The following is a 20,504-nucleotide window of genomic DNA, read 5'->3' as shown; positions in this document are numbered from 1 at the left end:
TCTGGAAAAAACGTATTTTTTCTCGGTTATTACAACTGTTTTTTTGTCAAGAAGCTAGTAATATCATCGTCTTATAAATTTATCTGAATATTCGAAAACCCTTTAATTTCTAGGCTTTGTCATGTATTTTCTGTTTAAAGTCTATTTTTCAGAAAATTTTTTTTACATAATTTTTCTGAAATGTATTGCAATTTCGTGAACTGTCTCATAAAATTAAGATGTGAATTCACTAAAGTAGCAAAAAATAGTATTTAAGCAGTAAAAATAAACACAAAATGGGGAATGTTTATGGCGAACAATCAAGCAAGCAAAAGCATTGTTATTGATTATGATGCAATTGCAAAACAAGAATCGTTTAAAGCACTTGTAAGAAAAAAGAATGCCTTTCTATGGTCAATCACTGTATTCTTTTTAGCAGCTTACATGTTGCTACCTATTCTTACATCTTACACAACAATCCTACACCAAAAGGCTATTGGGGAAGTCACTTGGGTATGGATTTACGCAGCAGGATTATTCATCATGACTTGGAGTTTATGTCATCTATATGTTGCGAAAGCAAATAGCTATGACAAAGAAGCAAAAGCAATTATAGCTGAATATGAAAACGGGGGTGGCCGCCTATGAGCTTTATCGCAATATTTTTCTTCGTAGCAATTGTTGGTCTTACATTAATTATTACATGGTGGGCATCTAAACGTACTTCTTCTGCAAGTGATTTCTACACTGCAGGCGGTGGTTTAACAGGCTGGCAAAATGGACTAGCTATCGCTGGTGACTACTTATCAGCAGCTTCTTTCCTAGGGATCGCTGGTGCCGTTGCATTATTCGGATTTGATGGATTCTTCTTCTCTATCGGTTATTTAGTAGCTTACTTAGTGGTGCTATATATCGTAGCTGAGCCATTACGTAACCTTGGTAAATTTACATTAGCTGACATGATTACAGCACGTTTTAATAATTCTAAAGTTCGTGGTACAGCAGCTCTAAGTACCATTACAATTGTATTGTTCTACATGATTGCACAACTAGTTGGTGCAGGCGCACTTATTCAATTACTTTTAGGAATTGACTATTGGGTTGCAGTATTAATCGTTGGTGTTATGATGACTACTTATGTTTTATTCGGTGGTATGACTGCAACTTCTTGGGTACAAATTATTAAAGCTTGTCTATTAATGTTAGGTACTGTCATTATTTCTTTCTTAGTATTAAAAGAGTTTGGCTTCAGTATTTCAACAATGTTTACAGAAATGTCTACTGCTACTGACAGCGGTGCGGCATACTTAAATCCTGGACTTAAGTATACAAACGGTATTGATACAATTTCAGTTTTAATTGCCCTTGTATTAGGTACTGCAGGTCTTCCACATATCTTAATGCGTTTCTTCACAGTAAAAGATGCAAAAACAGCTCGTTCTTCAGTTATTTGGGCTACTTGGATTGTAGGTCTATTCTATGTATTAACAATCTTCTTAGGCTTCGGTGCTGCTGCATTCGTTGGTAAAGAAGACATTATCGCTGCAAACGCGGCTGGTAACATGGCTGCTCCACTTCTTGCAGAAGCACTTGGTGGCGACATTCTGTTCTCATTCGTTTGTGCAGTAGCATTCGCAACAATCTTAGCGGTAGTAGCAGGTCTTGTACTTTCAGGTGCATCTGCCCTATCACATGATATTTATGGTCAAATTATTAAAAAAGGTAAGGTTACAGAAAAAGAGCAAGTACTTGCTGCTCGTATCGGTTCTATTACAATCTCTATAGTATCAATCCTTCTTGCACTTGGTGCACAAACATTAAACGTTGCATTCTTAGTATCACTAGCATTCTGTATTGCTGGTTCGGCAAACTTACCAGTAATTATTTACACAATTTATTGGAAACGCTTTAATACGGCTGGTGCAGTAACAGCGATGTTAACAGGTTTAATTTCTGCTTTAATACTTGTAGCTGTATCTCCAAACGTTTGGAATCCAGTTGAAGGTAAAGCAATCTTCGTAGGTAATCCGTTAATTATGTTAACGAATCCTGCAATAATTTCTGTACCACTTGGTTTCTTAGGTGGTTTCATCGGAACGTTACTTTCTAAAGAAACTGATGAAGCGAAATATCGTGAAGTTGATGTAAAAGCAAATACTGGTATTTCAGTTCAAGACGTATCTCATTAATACTATCACTAAAACCCCGTAAACTTTATGCTTACGGGGTTTTACTTTTCTCCCTCTTTTCGGTAATATATTGGTAATGTGAAATGGAGGGATTAGCATGGCACTATCTAAAGCTAAAAAGAAACGTATGCATTTAAAACGGACGCAAGGTAAGGATGTTGAGAAAAAACGTCAAACGGCCCCTTTTAGTACGCATGAACGCGTGACAAAAACGAAGCATGCTACATTAGAACACAATAGAACAAAACATAGGAAACAGCCACACGGAGACGATTACTCGCTCTAAATGTGGCTGTTTTTGTCGTTTCTTTATAAATCGTAAAATAATTTTGTGTTTCGTGTCACGGTATTGGCCGCTTCTTGCGTTGTTATACCTTTAAGCGTTGCAATGACTTCGATACTTTTAGCCATCATAGACGGCGAAGTTCGAGCCTTATCAAAAGGTCCTTCAAATGGCCAAGGTCCATCCGTTTCCACCATCATCAGTTCCAATGGATACTTTGTAATCAAATCTTGTATTTCCGCTTCATAAACACAATCAGGCGTAATGGAAATATAATAACCATTATGTATCATGCGCACAATTGCCTCTTCACTTCCCTTGAACCAATGAAAATGAGCTTTCTTTATACCATGTTTCTCAAGTAAATCACAAGCGATTAGTGCATCCTCATAAACAGCATGTAACACTATCGGTTTATGAAGTTCTTGCGCTAACAGAATAAATTGTTCTAATAACGCAATATAAGGGCGCTCATCCAATATATGCGTTTGTTTTCGATAATAAGGTAAACCAACCTCTCCAACAGCAATCATCTCACTAGCATGCTGTCGTATCCAATCAAATAAAGCTTCTTTCTCCCTATCATTAGGCAACGACTGTTCAGGATGAAAACCATACGCTGCCTTGACCTTCGCATAGGCTCTCGATAACTTCAGCGTTTTCTCACAAGATTGTAAGTCCATACTGACCGCTATAACCATTTGCGCCTCATCAAGTAGCAAATGTACTTCTTCTTCTTGATACTGATCTAAATGAATATGTGCATCAATCAACATATGCATCGTCCTTTTCTTCCTTTAAATACTGAAAAAGTTGTTGTTTTAACTGTGTAAATTGAGTGGAATGGCGAATTTCCTCGGAACGTGGTCGTGCAAACGGCACAATGATTTCTTCCTTAACCGTCGCTGGACGTTTCGTTAATACAATAATGCGATCCGCTAAAAATAGCGCTTCTTCAATACTATGTGTCACGAATAGAATAGATTTTTTATGTTCCTCCCAAATAGATAACAGCCATGCCTGCATTTCTAATCTTGTAAACTCATCGAGCGCTGAAAAAGGTTCATCTAAGCATAGTATCGGTTTCCCACTGACGATAGCGCGCAAAAATGATACACGTTGCTGCATACCTCCTGATAATGCATGCGGATAAGCATTTTCAAACGAAGCAAGACCAACCTTTTCTAGCCACGCTTTGGCAAGCTCTTTATTCGGACGACGCTGCAATTCTTCAACAATCATGACATTTTCTAATATCGTCCGCCACGGTAATAAGCAAGGTTGTTGGGGCATATAGCCAATGATGCCCGTTTTTCGTTGAATATTGTCTCCATCTAACAAAATAGCGCCGTGATCGACAGGCGTTATTCCTCCTATCAATTGAAAGAGTGTGCTTTTGCCGCTACCTGAAGGGCCAATAATTGCCACAAATTCACCTTCCTGTACTGTAAAGGATAAATTATACACCACTTCAAGCGAGCCAAAAGACTTAGATATGTCTTGAATGTTCAGCATGTGCGCCCCTCCCCTTTACAACAAGCTTTTCTACAAAACGAATCACACTAAATAACAATAAACTTAATAAGACAATCGCAAATATCGCTACAAAGACGCGATCCGTTCGAAACGATGATTGTGCGAGCGTCATATAAACACCAATTCCCTTTTTTGCACCAAGCCATTCTGCTATGACCGCTCCCATCACACTGTAGGTCGCCGCAATCTTAATACCGGAAAAGATGGATGGATAAGCATAAGGCCATTCTAATTTCCAAAATGTTTGCCCTTTCGTAGCACCAATCATTGCAAAATAATGTTTGAGCTCAGCAGAGGTTTGCCTAAACCCATCCATCGCCGCGATAACGATTGGAAAGAAGCAAACGAGACAAATAATAATCAGCTTGGGTAATAGGCCGAAGCCAAACCAAATAATTAATAATGGCGCTAAAACGAGCACTGGCACATTTTGAGACACAATGAGAATAGGATAAACAAACGCTCTTATTGTTGATGAGCGATGTAAAAATACCGCAACGCTTAAGCCACAAATCACACCAATCGCAAGTCCTAGTAATGCTAGTTGAATCGTGGCCCAAACATGGGGACTAAACGTTGAAAACGATTCAATACCTTCAATCATAATGGCACTTGGCGCTGGCAATAGCCAATGAGGGATATCAGCTATTCGTATAATAAGTTCCCATATGAATAAGAGGAAGGCGATAAAAATAATCGACCTTCCTTTCATAATTACCTGTTTCACCCTCGATATTTCTCCGTCAATGTCCCCATCGTAATGCCGGCTGGCTGATATAAAATTTTCACTTGTGTAATAACATTGATAGCGCCTAAGTCAATCATCTTTTTATTCATCTGTTCTATAATTTGTAACAAAGTGGATAATTCACCCTCCATTGTTGTTTCCAGTGGATGCACCTCATAGTGCACACCAGAAGCATCAATCACAGCAATCGCCGCATCCACAAATGGGATCACATCCTCATATTTTTCTGTTTTAGGTATGATTTGTACACTAATTAATGAATTCGCCATTTATTTCGCTCCTTTCTTTGGTAAGAAATCGTTAGTAAATGCTTGTTGTGCATTAAAGTCGCCTTCTAAAACGTTATTCTTTGTCATCCAGTCCGCATAGTTTTCCCAAACTGCTAACTTTTGTTCTCCCCATTGCGCCGCATCGTCTTGATATTTACCCGCTAACCATTCCTGACTTTTATGCACAAGCTCTTTATCCAAATCAGGTACTGCTTCAAGTAAAATATCAGCCGCTTCACTTGGATGCGCTATCGCATATTCATAGCCTTTTGTAGTTGCCGCAACAAATGCCTTTACGACATCAGGATTATCCTTTATCATCTTTTCATTCGTTGCCAATACAGGTGTATAATAATCGAGCTGCTCACTATAGTCGGTTAAATACTGCATATTTAACTTTTCCCCACGAAGCTCTGCCTCAATACCTGTCCAAGCATAATAAATCCACGCAAAGTCAATATCCTTTTGCATCATTGTGAAAAAGTCGATATCTCCCGCATTGACGATATCTAATTTATTGATATCAGCATTGTCTGCTTTCATCAATGACTGTAAAACCGCTTGTTCCACTGGAGCACCCCAGCCACCATAGGTTTTTCCTTCATAATCTTTTGGTGATGTAATGCCTTTTGAAGCAAGTGATGCAAAGCCTGAAGTATTATGCTGAATAATTGCCGCAATCGAAACAAGCGGCACACCTTGTACACGAGCTTGCGTAATGCCTTCTTGGATGCTTACACCAAACTCTGCTTTCCCAGACGCCACAAGCTGATCAGCACCTGCATCACCTGGTAAAATAATCTCTACGTCTAAGCCTTGCTCTTTAAAATAGCCAAGCTTTTGCGCCACATAAAGCCCCGTATGATTCGTATTAGGTGTCCAGTCCAGTACAACGGATACTTTCTTCTCTGAACTGGCTTCCTCTTTTTTGTCCCCTTTTTCGCTACACCCAACTAATGTCAATAGTGCAGCAACCATAATGAATAACCATTTTTTCATGCTATATCCTCCTAGCAAGTAATTTGAAAGTGTTCATGATTGAATGTTTCACCAGAAGAAAAGCGTATGCTGTTTTAATCCATTTGCAGGCCATTCTAATTGTTTTCTATATGCTTATAGGTAAATGGATCATCCTTAAACAAAAAACGCCTAGGAATTATCCCAGGCGTTTGCAAACGGTATCAAAAAATAGTGTACGAATATTTTTGAATAGATGTTCCCTACGCTGGTACGAGCCAAATCAGGTTCAAAGGGTCAGCATCTGAACGGACGCAATCTCAGCTGGCAACTTCCAGCCCCCCTACATTCTTAACTTATGAACTTTTCGTTGATTATTATACCCCTATGTATCTTCAAATGACAAGCTCGTATTTTTTAATCCCCCTTACTTTGATAATTTATTTTCCCATGGAGCCGCTGGATGAAAAAAAGCCCAGTTCTATAAAAGAACATGGGCTAATGAATTATTCCTCTTCTTTTTTCATTTTCATTACATGAGAAATGGAACCATCTGTAGCAATATCTATTTTAAAGGAACCATTCGAATGACGATCTGCGCGCGTTAAACCTTTGACATCAATGATTTCTTGCACACCTTTTTCTGTTTCAACAATGACTTGTTCCTCATCGCTTGCCTTTACTACCGCAACTACACGATGTGGATTGGCTTTTAATTCAGTTAACACTTTTAAACCACGTTTTGCTCTACTTGCCATATCGACTTCAGCGACATTCATCTTCTTCACAGCGCCTCGTTGGGTAACAATCACAACATACTCTGTATCAGACGGCTTTAATATTGTTACACCAGCAAGTACTTCCCCATCTTTTAACGTAATGCCTTTCACGCCACCCGTTTTAACACCTGTGACAGGAAGCTCTTCAATTGGGAAGCGGATAGCGTAGGCTGTATCGGTAATCAATAACAACTCTGCCTCGTCTGATACAATATCCGCCATTATCATTTCATCACCTGATTTAACATTCATCGTCTTAATCGGCTTCGAATAACGTGTCACTGCATAATCTGGCAGTGGCGAGCGTTTAATTTGACCTTCCTTTGTAGCGGTTAAAATATAGGTGTTTGGCTGTTCAAAGGAATCAAAACCATAGACTGCAAGAATCGTTTCATCTTCCCCTGTTGGCACAATACTTGAGATATGCTGTCCAAGATCTTTCCAACGAATATCTGGCAATTCATGTACAGGCTGATAAATATAATTCCCACGATTGGTGAACAACAATAGATGATGCTGGGTATTTAACGTTGCCTCATACAGTAAATAATCGGAGTCTTTCATGGCAAAATCTTGTCCATTAGATGCGGCATGCGAACGTGTAGATGTGCGCTTAATATAACCATCCTTCGTCACTGTGACCACCACATCTTCACTCGGAACAAGCACGTCTAACGTAATTTTAATTTCTTCAATCTCTTGTTCGATTTTCGAACGGCGCGGTTCAGAAAAACGTTTCTTTATATCAAGTAATTCTTGTTTAATGACACGAACAAGTTTCGCTCCACTATGCAAAATACCTTCTAGCTTCGCAATCAATGCATTTAACTCATCTTGTTCACGACGTAGCTCTGTAATATCCGTATTCGTTAAACGGTATAATTGTAAGCTCACAATCGCCTCAGATTGTACTTCAGTAAAGTCAAATTTCACCTGTAAATTTGTTTTTGCGTCGCGCTTATCATTCGATGAACGAATTGTTGCAATTACTTCATCTAAAATCGACAGCGCTTTAATCAAGCCATCAACAATATGAGAACGGTCTTTAGCCTTTTGTAAATCATAAATGGAGCGGTTTGTCACCACTTCTTTTTGATGGGCTATGTACGCATCAAGTAGCAGCGGCAATGTCATCATCGTTGGACGACGATTATGGATCGCAATCATATTAAAGTTATAGGCTACTTGCAAATCAGTAGTTTTAAATAAGTAATTTAAAATGCCCTGTGCTGGCACGTCTTTTTTCAACTCAATCACGACACGTAAACCCGTACGATCGGATTCATCTCGAATTTCCGCAATGCCTTCCAGTCGTTTATCGACGCGTTGTTCATCAATTTTCTTTACAAGATTCGCCTTATTTACATCATACGGTAATTCCGTTATAACGATTTGTTCTTTCCCGCCTTTTAATGGTTCTATGGCTGCTTGAGCACGAACAATAATTTTACCGCGTCCTGTTTCATAAGCCTTTTTAATACCATCGACACCTTGAATAATCCCTCCTGTTGGGAAGTCAGGGCCTTTAATCACCGTCATAAGCTCATCGACAGTAGCATTCGGTTGATCTAAACGCATTAAAACGGCATCTAACACCTCATCAAGTGCATGTGGAGGAATATCTGTGGCATAACCGGCGGATATCCCTGTCGACCCGTTGACAAGTAAATTCGGGAAGCGAGCAGGCAATACCGTTGGCTCCATATCTTGATCATCAAAATTCGGTACAAATTCCACTGTCTTTTTACCGATATCACGTAGCATTTCAGCTGCAATTGCTGACAATCTTGCTTCTGTATAACGCATCGCAGCAGGTGGATCTCCATCAACAGAACCATTATTTCCGTGCATTTCTATCAGCATATGGCGCGCTTTCCAATCTTGACTCATTCGCACCATCGCTTCATATACCGAACTATCACCATGTGGATGGTAGTTACCGATTACATTTCCGACAGTTTTGGCAGACTTACGGAACGGTTTATCATTCGTATTGCCTTCCGTATACATTGCAAATAAAATACGTCGCTGTACAGGTTTAAGACCGTCGCGCGCATCTGGCAACGCTCGGTCTTGAATAATATATTTACTATAACGACCAAACCGGTCGCCCATTACTTCTTCTAATGGTAAATCTTGAAACTTTTCCGTACTACTCATGCTTGGTCCTCCTCTTGTTGGATGAATTCATTGTCTAAAATATTCGAATCATCCTCCATGCCGAAGTTAACATTTGCTTCGATCCATTTACGGCGCGGTTCTACCTTATCGCCCATTAACGTTGTCACGCGACGCTCAGCACGTGCTCCATCCTCAATCGTGACACGAATTAACGTACGTGTCTCTGGGTTCATCGTTGTATCCCATAGTTGGTCAGCATTCATCTCACCAAGTCCTTTATAACGTTGTAGGATATAGCCTTTCCCCACTTTTTTAATGGCTTTTTGTAAATCATTTTCGGTCCAAGCATATTCAATGACCTCTTTTTTCCCTACACCCTTAGATACTTTATAAAGTGGTGGCAACGCAATAAATACTTTGCCAGCCTCAATTAATGGGCGCATATAACGATAGAAGAATGTTAATAGTAGCACCTGAATATGTGCGCCATCCGTATCAGCATCGGTCATAATGACCACTTTATCGTAGGCTGAATCTTCTACTGAGAACTCCGCTCCGACTCCAGCACCAATAGCATGAATAATCGTGGAAATTTCCTCATTTTTCATAATATCTTGGAGCTTCGCTTTTTCGGTATTAATGACTTTACCGCGCAATGGTAAAATCGCCTGAAACGTACGATCTCGCCCTTGTTTCGCTGAACCGCCAGCAGAATCACCTTCGACTAAATATAATTCGTTTTTCGCAGCATTACGAGATTGTGCAGGTGTTAGCTTTCCTGAAAGAATCGTACTTCCTTTTTTACTTTTCTTCCCGTTACGAGCATCTTCGCGTGCTTTTCGCGCCGCTTCACGTACTTGTTGAGCACGAATCGCTTTTCGAACAAGCGATGCAGACAATTCCGCATTTTCTTCTAGCACATATAAAATTTGCTCAGAGACAACGCTATCGACTGCCGAACGCGCTTCACTTGTACCGAGCTTTCCTTTCGTTTGCCCTTCAAATTGTAATAAATGTTCAGGAATACGGACAGAAACGATTGCCGCTAAACCTTCGCGAATATCTGTCCCTTCTAGATTTTTATCTTTATCTTTTAGTAAGCCTATTTTCCGTGCATATTCATTGAAAACTCGTGTCAAGGCAGCTTTTGCACCGGTTTCATGTGTACCACCATCACGTGTACGGACGTTATTTACAAACGATAAGATCGTTTCTGAATAACCATCGTTGAATTGGAAGGCAAATTCAACTTCGATATCGTCTTGCTCGCCCTCTACATATTTGACAGGATGAAGGACATCTTTTTCCTCATTCAAATACGCAACGAAAGCTTCAATGCCGTTTTCGTAAAAGAAAACATCACCTTTGCCTTCCTCGCGTTGATCAATTAACTCAATTTTTAATCCTTTTAATAAAAATGCAGACTCACGTAAACGTTCTGCAAGTGTATCATAATTGAATTTAGTGACGGAGAAGATTGTGTCATCTGGTAGGAAATGGACAAGTGTTCCTGTTTGCTTTGTCTGACCAATTTCTTCTAGAGTCGTCACAGGATGTCCGCCGTTTTCAAAACGCTGTTTATATTTTTTCCCATCGCGATGAATCGTCACTTCTAAAAATGTCGATAAGGCATTAACAACGGACGAGCCAACACCGTGTAAGCCGCCACTCGTTTTATAGCCGCCTTGTCCAAATTTACCACCTGCATGTAAAACTGTGAAAATAATTTCAGGGGTAGGTTTGCCCATTTTATGCATACCCGTTGGCATTCCACGTCCAAAATCTCGAACGCTTAAACTTTGATCTTTATGAATTGTGACAATGATATGAGAACCAAAGCCAGCAAGTGCTTCATCCACCGCATTATCTACGATTTCATATACAAGGTGATGAAGTCCTCTGCCATCTGTGGAACCGATATACATGCCGGGTCGCTTTCGCACCGCTTCTAATCCTTCTAATACTTGAATTGCGTCATCATTATAGACGCTAGGTGACTGTTTATTCGCCAAAAGATTCCCCTCCAAAAAACAAACGCATGTTCTGATTACGTTCTCATCCTAATAATAATAGCATTTCCTGTCAATAGCTAGTGACAGATATATATAATTTTTAATTTCGCTACAACGTAATTGCTTCTATGAACTATGTTTAGAGGCCAATCAAGGGTAGGCTACTGTCATGAATGTCAGCAAATATTATAAGCTTACTGCCTTGACTACCAAACAAAATCCACAACAACTGTAGGAGGCGCTATCTTCACTAAAGTGAGCATTGAACGCCTTCTAATTACTGAACACTCCAGCATACCAAAAACATCAGTGGTAGGCTTTTTTGTTGAGTGATGATTTTTAATAGCTTCACAAGAGAAATTACAGATAGACTTCTATTCTACCAAAGGAATGTGTGATTGACAAAATTGCCATTTTACCTATATTTTAAGAAAGCGCTTAGGTATTAATACAATACTAGTTCCGAATAACCGTACATAAGCTATTATAAGCCTGTGACTTTTGAAATCATAAAGTACTATTTCCTTTTGTATTGAATTCAAGGCTCATGATGAAATCTCCTTCATATCATTGTAGATTAAAGAGAAAAAGTGTAAAATACTTGTTACAAACTATTAGTACCAAGTGTTATTATTTGGATGAAAGGAGTCCACCTATGTTAAACGGACTTATTATTTTATGTGCCTATCTTATCGGCTCTATACCTTCCGGGTTATGGATTGGCAAAATATTTTACAAAACAGATATTCGCGAGCATGGTAGCGGCAATTTAGGGGCTACCAATACTTTCCGTATATTAGGGAAAAAAGCGGGTTTAGTGGTGACGGTTATGGATGTTTTAAAAGGCACAGCAGCCGTGTTACTAGTGACACTACCAGTATTTGCTGATGTCACAATTCACTCACTTATTCTAGGGCTTGTTGCGGTCATTGGACATATGTTCCCTATCTTTGCAAGTTTCCGTGGCGGTAAAGCGGTTGCCACTTCAGCGGGCGTCCTTCTAGGCTATTCTTGGCCTTTATTCATTTTACTATTCATCACTTTTATCGTAACATTAAAGCTCACGAAAATTGTCAGCCTCACATCAATGATTGCGGCACTTGTAGCATTAATCTATTCGATAATCTATTTTTTTGTGACAGGCGATTTTGCATTAGGGATTTTAGTAGCCTTTTTATTTACCTTTATCATTTATCGACACCGAGCAAATATTTCGCGCATTAAAAATGGCACGGAGCCAAAAGTTAAATGGCTTTAAAAACGAAAGGAGTTCTCGCATGAATATCGCATTGACAGCGCAAGCTTTACAATGGTTTAAAAATGAAATGGAAGTCGAAAAAGGTGATTCAATTCGCTTTTACGCTAGATATGGCGGCTCAAGTCCCTTTCATGAAGGTTTTTCCCTAGGGATGACACGTGAAGAACCAATTGAGATAGGCGTTCAAACAGTAGTAGACGATGTAACATACTATATTGACGAAAAAGATCTATGGTTTTTTAACGATTATAACTTACACGTTGATGTAGACGAACAACTTCACGAATTAAAGTATGACTATATAAAATAACACAGTATTTCCTTTCTCTATTGAAAGGAAATACTGTTTTTTTATTTCAAGACTAAACCATCTTAAGTTTTCTCGGTTTGGTTTAGCTATTCGCAAAATTGACCATCCTCATACTAGTCAATCTATACTCTGAGGAGGAATATAAATGCCCGTTTCAGAAAACAACAATACCTCCCAACAGCAAAATCCAGCAACGAATTTACTGCACACTTCTCTTTCAGAAAATATTTTTACCATCAAAGAAGCACTTGGTCATAGTAATGATGTGATTATTCGTGAAATGATTATCGACAAACTTGATTGTTTGGCCATCGCTATTATTAACATTGATGGCATATCCGACAAAACGGTAATTACGGATTTTATACTAGAAAATCTACTGTTTGAAATTGACAACGAACCGGAAAATACAATTGACAACATAAACGACTATATGAAAAAACAATGTTTAGCGGTAGGTGATGTGAAAGATCTTTATGATTTTACCGCGTTATTTACGTCCATTTTAAATGGTGAGACCGTCATTGTCATAGAAGGGCAATCCGTGGCAATTGCGACAGATACTAAAAGCGCAAAAGATCGAGCCGTCACCGAGCCACAAACAGAATCTGTGATTAGAGGGCCCAGAGAGTCTTTTACGGAAACATTACGGACCAACACAGCACTCATTCGTCGTAAAATAAAAAGTCCTAATCTTTGGATAAAATCTCGGGTCATAGGAGAGGTAACCCAAACAGATGTAGCTGTTATGTATATCAATGGCATAGCAAATGACAAAATTGTACAAGAGGTGCTTGACCGCCTAGATAAAATTAAAATTGATGGCGTATTAGAAACTGGATATTTAGAGGATTTTATTCAGGACTCGAAATTTTCCATATTTCCAATGGTTTATAATACAGAACGCCCAGATGTTATTGCCGGTGAATTATTAGAAGGTCGAATTGCAATATTAGTGGATGGCACACCTCTAGTGTTAACCGTCCCTGTCGTATTTACATCCTTTTTACAAGCTGCAGAAGATTATTACCAAAATTGGATTATTAGTTCTCTAATCCGCCTTTTACGTTTTTTTGGTATTTTGCTTGCATTAATTATGCCTTCTTTATACGTGGCTATTACGACCTTTCATCAAGAAATGCTACCGACGCCGATGCTTATTAGTATCGCTTCACAGCGAGAAGGCGTGCCCTTCCCCGCCGTCGTTGAAGCGCTAATTATGGAAGTTGCCTTTGAAATATTGCGTGAGGCAGGTCTACGAATGCCAAGAACGATTGGTCCAGCCGTATCCATTGTTGGTACGTTAGTAATCGGACAAGCTGCCGTAGAAGCGGGCGTAGTATCCGCAGTGATGGTCATTATCGTATCATTAACAGCCATTTGTAGCTTCCTGTTTCCTTCTTACGGCTTATCAAACACGATTCGTGTCCTGCGCTTCCCTCTTATGATATTAGCTGCGATTTTTGGTTTATTTGGGGTGATGTTCGGCATTATGATGATTATTCTTCATTTATGTAGTTTAAGATCTTTTGGTGTTCCCTATATGAGTCCATTCGGGCCATTAATTGTGAAAGATCAAAAAGATGCGATGGTCTTATTCCCACGTAGAAAGTTATTTACAAGACCACGACTCGTTAGTCAACAAAATAATGTCCGAGAACAACAATATTACGAAAAAAGAACTAAACATTAAAGTGCAAATGAGGAATCCATCATGTCAAACAGAAAGATGATTTTGTTATTCTTAATCCTCACTTTAATATTGAGTGGTTGCTGGAGTAAGCGGGAGTTAAACGAATTAGCAATTGTCGTTGCACTAGGCATCGATAAAGTAGACGAGGATTTTGAAGTTTCCATTCAAGTAGTAGACCCGAGTCAAATTTCCTCAAAGCAACCATCTAGTGGCCGCGCACCCGTTGTTACCTACCATGCAAAGGGAAAAAGTGTGTTTGAAGCCATTAGAAGAATGACAACAATAACACCACGGAAACCTTATTTTGCTCATTTGCAAATTGTCGTAATTGGTGAAGAATTAGCAGAAGAGGGCTTAAACGAACCACTAGATTTTATTGCGAGAGATCATGAATTTAGAAACGACTTTGATCTTGTAGTATCTCATAAAACAGCTGCAAAAGAAGTGCTGAATGTATTAACACCTATTGAAAAAATGCCAGCCAATAAATTATTAAATTCGATTAAGGTGTCAGAAAAATCATGGGGTTCAACCTTATCTGTTAGCACAGCTGAATTGCTCAACACCCTTAGTAACAAAGAAAAAAGTGCCGCATTATCAGCAGTTGAGATACACGGAGATTTGCAATTAGGAATTGACCAAACCAATGTAGAAAGAATTAAAACACCTGTTGTTTTAAAATATGCGGGCATCGCTATCTTTAAAGAGGATAAATTAGTGGGGTTATTATCAGAAGATGACAGTATTTACTTTAATTACTTGAATAATAAAATTAAAAGTACAATAGAAGTTCTCGCATGCCCTAAAGGTGGAGAGTTATCAACAGAAATTACAAGTTCATCCTCCAAAATTAAAGGGACTTTCAAAAATGGGACACCGCAAATCACGATTAAAATTGAAGTTACGCAAAATATTGGTGAAGTGAATTGTGCCATTAATTTAACCCAAAACAACACCATTCAACAGATTGATAAAAAGACAGCAAAAAAAATAAAAGAACATACAGAAATAACATTAGCTATCATACAAAAAGATTATAAGCTCGATTTATTAGGCTTTAGCGAAGCACTCCATCGCAGCGATCCGCAAAAGTGGGAAAAGATTCATAAGGAATGGTCAACAATTTATCCTACTGTCCCAGTTACGATAGATGTGCAGGTCACAACCCAAGGATTAGGAACAATTCAAAACTCATTATTGTACAATTCAAAGGAGTAACCCACGATGTTTATTAGCATTACCGTCATACTTATTTCGTTGATTATTGCCTATATTATGATTCCTCCATTATTGAAAAAAGGCGAAAAAAAAACAATATTCGCCTTTTCTATTTTATTGTTTATAGGCGCAACATTAAATATCGCCATTGGTTTAAAAATAAATATCCCTAGCCCATTCAATTTCATTACGTTTATCTTTACACCTATTAGAAAAATATTATTATCATTTTTTCAATAAGAATGACAGAAAGGGTAGTGCATCATGGAAAAACAATTACTTAGTGCAAGACAATTCACAATCATTACCTTTCTCCATTCTATTGGGACGGCCATATTAATTGTGCCAGCGAGCATTACGAAGCAGCTTCATCAAGATGCATGGATTGGCGCAACTATTGGCGTCTTATTAAGCTTTTTAATCGTAAAATTGTATACAAGCCTTGGAAATCAAACACCGCATCTCACGTTTGTTGAAGCAAATGGAAAAATTTTAGGTAAATTTCTTGGAACTTTGACCTCTCTAGGGTTTATCACTCTCGCATTTTTTTCGGCTAGTGAATTATTATACTTTATTGGCATCTTTATGCAAACAGAAGTAATGCCCGAGACACCTACTTTGTCCTTTGCTGTATTATTTACCATTATTCTTGTTTTTGCATCGTTTCTAGGCATTGAAGTGTTTGCACGGTCTGCAGAAATACTATTTCCCATATTTTTATTTATATTTCTTGTATTTCTTGTTTGTATTTCGCCACAAATTAATATCGAAAATATTCAACCCGTTTTTGAAACAAAGACACCATCATTAATTACGGGTATCCTTAAATTTATGAGTATTTTTTCATTCCCGCTCGTTATGTTACTTATGATTTTCCCCTCTGCTGTCAATATCTCGAAAGCCGCACAAAAGGGATTTTATTTCGGCACGATTTGCGGAGGAATTGTCTTAATAATCATTATAGCCCTATCAACACTCGTTATTGGCCCAACGAATACTTCCATTGAGACATTTCCTAGCTATGCACTGGCTCAACGGATTTCTATAGGCAATTTTTTTCAACGTGTTGAAGTTGTTATGGCTGTCATGTGGATTATCTCCATCTATATTCGAACTTTTCTCTATTTTTATGCATCTGCAATAGGTATAGCACAAATACTAAATATTAAAGATCCCCGACCATTGATTTTGCCATTAGGAATGTGCATGATTGCGCTGTCTCAAATTGTTCATCCGAATATTGTGCATTCTAATAATTACAATCAAAAAATTTGGCCGCTGTATTCAGGCTTATTCACTGTCTTGTTAGCCCTATTATTACTAGTCATTGCAAAAATGCGAAAGATTAAAGGCAAAACAGCAACTGACCAAAATACATTAAACTCAAGTGAAACACCGTAAAAAAAATCCAATTTCTCTCTATTGAGAAATTGGATTTTTTAGATCTTCACAAAAGCAAATGGTAAACAACCAATTAGATATGGTATTCAATTTCATCAACAAAATCCCATTCATACGGCGTTTCTTGATAAACATAGTAGTTTAGCCAGTTGGAGAATAATAAATGGGTATGTGCTCGCCATGTATTAATAGGTTCTTTAGATGGGTCATCATGCGGGAAATAGTTAACAGGCACTGCAATATCAATTCCTTTTGCCACATCGCGACTGTATTCATCGGCTAATGTTGTCGCATCGTATTCTAAATGTCCAGTAATCATAATATTTTTATTATCTTTTGATTGCACGATAAAAACGCCTGCATCTTCTGAATAAGATAGTAACCGTAATTCCGGGTGATTGCGTACTTCATCGATTGAAACAGAAGTGTACCTAGAATGTGGTGCTGTAAATAAATCACTAAATCCTCTTACTAAATCGACCGTTAAATCCGTAATCACATGTGAATATACACCCGAACACTTTTCTGGTAATTCAAATTTTCCGATTCCATAATGATGATATAAGGCAGCCTGTGCACCCCAACAGATATGCAAGACAGACGTGACATTCTTAGCAGACCAATCCATTATCTCCGAGATTTCTTCCCAATAATTCACTTCTTCAAATGCCATTTTTTCCACTGGTGCACCCGTAATGATCATCCCGTCAAAGCGACGATGACGTATCTCATTAAATGTTGAATAAAAGAGTTGTAAATGCGATTTACTAACATTTTTAGACTCGTGTGTTGCTGTATTTAAAAATGTTATATTGACTTGTAACGGCGTATTACCAAGTAATCGAAGTAATTGTAATTCTGTTTTCTCTTTTTCCGGCATTAAATTAAATATTAAAATATTTAACGGACGAATTTGTTGTGTTTTGGCACGGTCTTCTTCCATGACGAATATTTTTTCCTCACGTAAATGTTCTCCAGCTGGTAAGTTTTTCGGAATATTAATTGGCATATTGTAGTCCCCTTTTCTTTTATTTTTTTCTCTCTATGTAAAATTAAAAAATCCCCCTCATTCCATAAGAGCAAGAATGAGAAGGATAATTATCACGTTCACTCTTATCTCTCAAAGGAAAAATCCTTTGGTGGAATTAGCACCTTTCTAACAATGTTAGAGGTTGCTGAAGCGTCATAGGGCCAAATCCCTCAGCTTCTCTTGATAAGATTATTCAATTAAAAAGAATTGTATCATGAACAATTAAGAATTTCAATAATACATAGAATATTTTGTATTTAAACGAATGGAAGCTTATGAATTGTTAAACACTACTATCAAGTTATATTTTTGTCAGCCAGTGCCAATTCCAAAAGGCATATACGAAAATTAATGGAACCAATAAATCGTAATGGCAATCATAGAGGTATTATGTTAACATATACCTTTAGTAACAGAGAGGAACGTGAATATTTTGATTAAAATTGAACTCCCAAAACCAGACTTAGTAATCCGTCAACGTGAGCAAGTATTAAAACCAGGGGATGTAGAAATTACGCCTTTTCACGGTTTTATTGATTTCCATAAAATCACTCGCGAAAAAGGTGGCATTTTCTTATTTTATAACGAAAAAAATGAACTATTATTTGTAGGGAAAGCACGTAAAATTCGCCAACGTATTAAAAAGCATTTTGAAGATAATGTATCACCAATGAAAAAATACCGTGATGAAATTTTCAAAATCGAAGTGTATGAAATTGATGATCCAATGGAACGTGAAATTTACGAAACATATGCGATTAACACATTCCGTGCAAAATATAATCTAGATAAAGTATTTTATTAAGATTCAAACCGTTAGCACATGCTAACGGTTTTTCTATACTATAGCGGCAAAATGAAAAACCCCAAGCGTTGTCACTCGAGGTTTTCATCATTAGATAAATAGTTTTTCATCTTTAAATTTATGAGCTGTTAGCCAACTGACGATAACAAAGATAATCAATGAAGCTACGATAGGGATAGTCACCGTATGCATACCAAATATCGTCGGATAAAAGCGATCAATCATAATATATAACGTCATGCCCGTAATCATGGACGCAATCGCCCCGTATTTATTGGCCTTTTGCCAATACAACCCTAGGACAACTGACCAAATAAAGACCGCTTCTAAGCCGCCAAATGCAAATAAATTGAGCCAAACTAGTAAATCTGGCGGATTTAACGCAAATACAACGACTGCTAAACCAATCACTGTTGTTACCACGAAGCTAGCACGCTTGATTTCTCTATCATTGGCAGTGGGCTTGATATAATTCAAATAAATATCCTTTACCACTGTTGAACTAACTAGCATCAGCAACGCATTCACGGTAGACATCGTCGCTGCCATCGGTGCTGCTAACACAATGCCCGCTAAAAACGGCGGCAACACTTTTAACGTAAGCAACGGCATTACCTTATCGCCAATTTCAATGCCAGGGATTACTGGACGGGCTAATACACCAATCAAGTGCATCCCGAACATAATTGTCCCAATAGCAATTGTGCCAATAATTATCGCTAAATGCATGCTTTTGGAATCTTTATAGCTCATGGCGCGGACGGCTATTTGAGGGAGCCCTACCACACCAATGCCGATTAAAATCCAAAATGTTGAGACGTACAATGGTGTCAGTTCCCCTTCAGCACCAAATGGTGACACTAGGTTTGGATTTTCTGCAACAAGGGACGTCATAATTTGGTCGATGCCACCACCGGCAACGATTGTCCCAATCAGTAAAATTACAGTACCAATCACCATAATGGAACCTTGAACCGTATCCGTTAACGCTACAGCACGGAATCCTCCGATAATCACATAAATTAATACTGAAACAGCAAAAATAAAGAGTGCTGCTGTATAGTCAAGACCGGTTAATGATTCAATTAAGCGCGCGCCCCCGACCCATTGTGCCATCATCGCAGAAAATAAAAAGACAATAATACTTATCGCTGACAATATAACAATGACATGGCTTTTGTAGCGTTCACGTAAAAAATCAATTAATGTAATCGCTTGATAGCGGCGAGCAATAATAGCAAATTTCTTGCCTAGTATCATCAGTACAAAATAGCCTGCGGGCAGTTGAGCCATCGCTAACAAGACCCATCCAAGTCCTTTATTATAAGCAACACCAGGTCCACCGATAAAACTACTTGCACTACCATAAGTGGCAATCATCGTCATTGCTAGGATAAAGCCACCCATTTCACGACCGCCAAGAAAATATTCCTGTAAAAATGAATTCGATGAACGAACATGCTTATTCGCCCATATGCCAATCCCAAAAATAATAATTAAAAAAACAAGAAGCGGAAAAATAACTTGCCAATGCATTATTCATCCACCTCCCCGTCATCAAATGGTACCTCTTTAAAAAAGAGCTTTAAGACGAGCCAGATTAATACAATCATAAAACCTGTTCCAGCGATGCAACTATAGAAAAACCAAGCTGGGAAACCCAATACATACGAATACGTTGTTGGATCCCCCGAACCTAGACCATAGGCAAAGCCGTACCAAATCGCAAAGTTGACAAATACAAGCCCAATGCCAATAAGCGCCTCACGATGCGCAATTTTAAAGCGTTGATCTTTCAAAATAGAATCCCCCTAACCTACTCTATTTTACTGTGATGTAGGACTAATGGGAAGCATTGTGAGAAAAGTAGATAAAAAAAGCGAAAGTTAGCGAACAATACCTATCAAATGGGTATC

Annotated in this window: 20 protein-coding genes and 2 riboswitches; of the genes, 10 read left to right on the top strand and 10 right to left on the bottom strand. The window is 38.3% G+C overall.

The features are described from left to right. The first annotated feature begins 288 nt into the window (after nt 1–288). The 3 genes from MKY08_RS10315 (at nt 289) to MKY08_RS10305 (ending at nt 2,454) form a co-directional block, all read left to right on the top strand. Nucleotides 289–627, top strand: coding sequence for a DUF485 domain-containing protein (locus MKY08_RS10315; RefSeq protein ID WP_024361775.1), 339 nt, complete (start codon nt 289–291; stop codon nt 625–627). Then, entirely contained in the window at nt 624–2,168 is a 1,545-nt protein-coding gene (locus tag MKY08_RS10310; RefSeq protein ID WP_069512646.1) for a sodium/solute symporter, read from the top strand. The genes MKY08_RS10315 and MKY08_RS10310 overlap by 4 nt, the downstream gene beginning before the upstream one ends. Before the next feature lie 97 nt (nt 2,169–2,265). Beyond that, nucleotides 2,266–2,454 (top strand): hypothetical protein, encoded by a 189-nt coding sequence (locus MKY08_RS10305; RefSeq protein WP_024361777.1) that lies wholly within the window; start codon nt 2,266–2,268, stop codon nt 2,452–2,454. Between the two features lie 23 nt (nt 2,455–2,477). Here MKY08_RS10305 and MKY08_RS10300 read toward each other — a convergent pair whose 3' ends face one another. The 7 genes from MKY08_RS10300 to parE form a co-directional block, all read right to left on the bottom strand. After that, a complete protein-coding gene (locus tag MKY08_RS10300) occupies nt 2,478–3,227 on the bottom strand; it encodes a TatD family hydrolase (protein ID WP_069512792.1) in 750 nt (249 codons plus the stop codon). After that, entirely contained in the window at nt 3,217–3,966 is a 750-nt protein-coding gene (locus MKY08_RS10295; RefSeq protein WP_069512647.1) for an ABC transporter ATP-binding protein, read from the bottom strand. Before MKY08_RS10295 ends, MKY08_RS10300 begins: the two co-directional genes overlap by 11 nt. Then, nucleotides 3,941–4,714, bottom strand: a complete 774-nt coding sequence (locus MKY08_RS10290; protein WP_081327992.1) for an ABC transporter permease — start codon at nt 4,712–4,714, stop codon at nt 3,941–3,943. Before MKY08_RS10290 ends, MKY08_RS10295 begins: the two co-directional genes overlap by 26 nt. Then, on the bottom strand, nt 4,711–5,004 hold the full coding sequence (locus MKY08_RS10285; protein ID WP_069512648.1) for a thiamine-binding protein: 294 nt from the start codon (nt 5,002–5,004) through the stop codon (nt 4,711–4,713). The genes MKY08_RS10290 and MKY08_RS10285 overlap by 4 nt, the downstream gene beginning before the upstream one ends. Continuing rightward, entirely contained in the window at nt 5,005–6,003 is a 999-nt protein-coding gene (locus MKY08_RS10280; RefSeq protein ID WP_069512649.1) for an ABC transporter substrate-binding protein, read from the bottom strand. It abuts the gene before it with no gap. 201 nt (nt 6,004–6,204) lie between these two features. Continuing rightward, a riboswitch (TPP riboswitch) is annotated at nt 6,205–6,316 on the bottom strand. A 151-nt stretch (nt 6,317–6,467) separates the two neighbouring features. Continuing rightward, nucleotides 6,468–8,900: a DNA topoisomerase IV subunit A gene (gene parC, locus MKY08_RS10275; RefSeq protein ID WP_069512650.1), complete on the bottom strand. Its 2,433-nt coding sequence runs from the start codon at nt 8,898–8,900 to the stop codon at nt 6,468–6,470. Next, nucleotides 8,897–10,873, bottom strand: coding sequence for a DNA topoisomerase IV subunit B (gene parE / locus MKY08_RS10270; RefSeq protein WP_069512651.1), 1,977 nt, complete (start codon nt 10,871–10,873; stop codon nt 8,897–8,899). Before parE ends, parC begins: the two co-directional genes overlap by 4 nt. A gap of 655 nt (nt 10,874–11,528) precedes the next feature. Here parE and plsY point away from each other — a divergent pair. The 6 genes from plsY (at nt 11,529) to MKY08_RS10240 (ending at nt 16,753) form a co-directional block, all read left to right on the top strand. Beyond that, nucleotides 11,529–12,131 carry a glycerol-3-phosphate 1-O-acyltransferase PlsY gene (gene plsY / locus MKY08_RS10265; protein ID WP_069512652.1) on the top strand — a complete coding sequence of 201 codons (603 nt, stop codon included), beginning with the start codon at nt 11,529–11,531 and terminating at the stop codon, nt 12,129–12,131. Between the two features lie 19 nt (nt 12,132–12,150). Next, nucleotides 12,151–12,441, top strand: coding sequence for a HesB/YadR/YfhF family protein (locus MKY08_RS10260; RefSeq protein WP_069512653.1), 291 nt, complete (start codon nt 12,151–12,153; stop codon nt 12,439–12,441). 145 nt (nt 12,442–12,586) lie between these two features. Then, a complete protein-coding gene (locus tag MKY08_RS10255; protein ID WP_069512654.1) occupies nt 12,587–14,134 on the top strand; it encodes a spore germination protein in 1,548 nt (515 codons plus the stop codon). Nucleotides 14,135–14,155: 21 nt separating this feature from the next. Further along, the gene (locus tag MKY08_RS10250) at nt 14,156–15,352 is read left to right on the top strand and encodes a Ger(x)C family spore germination protein (RefSeq protein WP_069512655.1); all 1,197 of its coding nucleotides are present in this window, start codon (nt 14,156–14,158) and stop codon (nt 15,350–15,352) included. A 6-nt stretch (nt 15,353–15,358) separates the two neighbouring features. Further along, the gene (locus tag MKY08_RS10245) at nt 15,359–15,592 is read left to right on the top strand and encodes a hypothetical protein (RefSeq protein WP_069512656.1); all 234 of its coding nucleotides are present in this window, start codon (nt 15,359–15,361) and stop codon (nt 15,590–15,592) included. Between the two features lie 24 nt (nt 15,593–15,616). After that, nucleotides 15,617–16,753, top strand: coding sequence for an endospore germination permease (locus MKY08_RS10240; protein WP_069512657.1), 1,137 nt, complete (start codon nt 15,617–15,619; stop codon nt 16,751–16,753). A 73-nt stretch (nt 16,754–16,826) separates the two neighbouring features. Here MKY08_RS10240 and metA read toward each other — a convergent pair whose 3' ends face one another. Further along, nucleotides 16,827–17,762, bottom strand: coding sequence for a homoserine O-succinyltransferase (metA, locus tag MKY08_RS10235; RefSeq protein ID WP_069512658.1), 936 nt, complete (start codon nt 17,760–17,762; stop codon nt 16,827–16,829). Between the two features lie 101 nt (nt 17,763–17,863). Beyond that, nucleotides 17,864–17,973, bottom strand: a riboswitch (SAM riboswitch). 243 nt (nt 17,974–18,216) lie between these two features. Here metA and MKY08_RS10230 point away from each other — a divergent pair. Continuing rightward, complete coding sequence (locus MKY08_RS10230; RefSeq protein WP_024361792.1) at nt 18,217–18,588, top strand: nucleotide excision repair endonuclease; 372 nt, start codon at nt 18,217–18,219, stop codon at nt 18,586–18,588. A 90-nt stretch (nt 18,589–18,678) separates the two neighbouring features. Here MKY08_RS10230 and panF read toward each other — a convergent pair whose 3' ends face one another. After that, nucleotides 18,679–20,124: a sodium/pantothenate symporter gene (gene panF / locus MKY08_RS10225; RefSeq protein WP_069512659.1), complete on the bottom strand. Its 1,446-nt coding sequence runs from the start codon at nt 20,122–20,124 to the stop codon at nt 18,679–18,681. Then, nucleotides 20,124–20,387, bottom strand: a complete 264-nt coding sequence (locus MKY08_RS10220) for a YhdT family protein (RefSeq protein WP_069512660.1) — start codon at nt 20,385–20,387, stop codon at nt 20,124–20,126. Before MKY08_RS10220 ends, panF begins: the two co-directional genes overlap by 1 nt. Between the last annotated feature and the right edge of the window lie 117 nt (nt 20,388–20,504).

The organism is Lysinibacillus sp. FSL M8-0337 (assembly GCF_038593855.1).
GTDB lineage: Bacteria > Bacillota > Bacilli > Bacillales_A > Planococcaceae > Lysinibacillus > Lysinibacillus sphaericus_D.
This window is presented reverse-complemented; position numbering and strand designations above follow the sequence as displayed.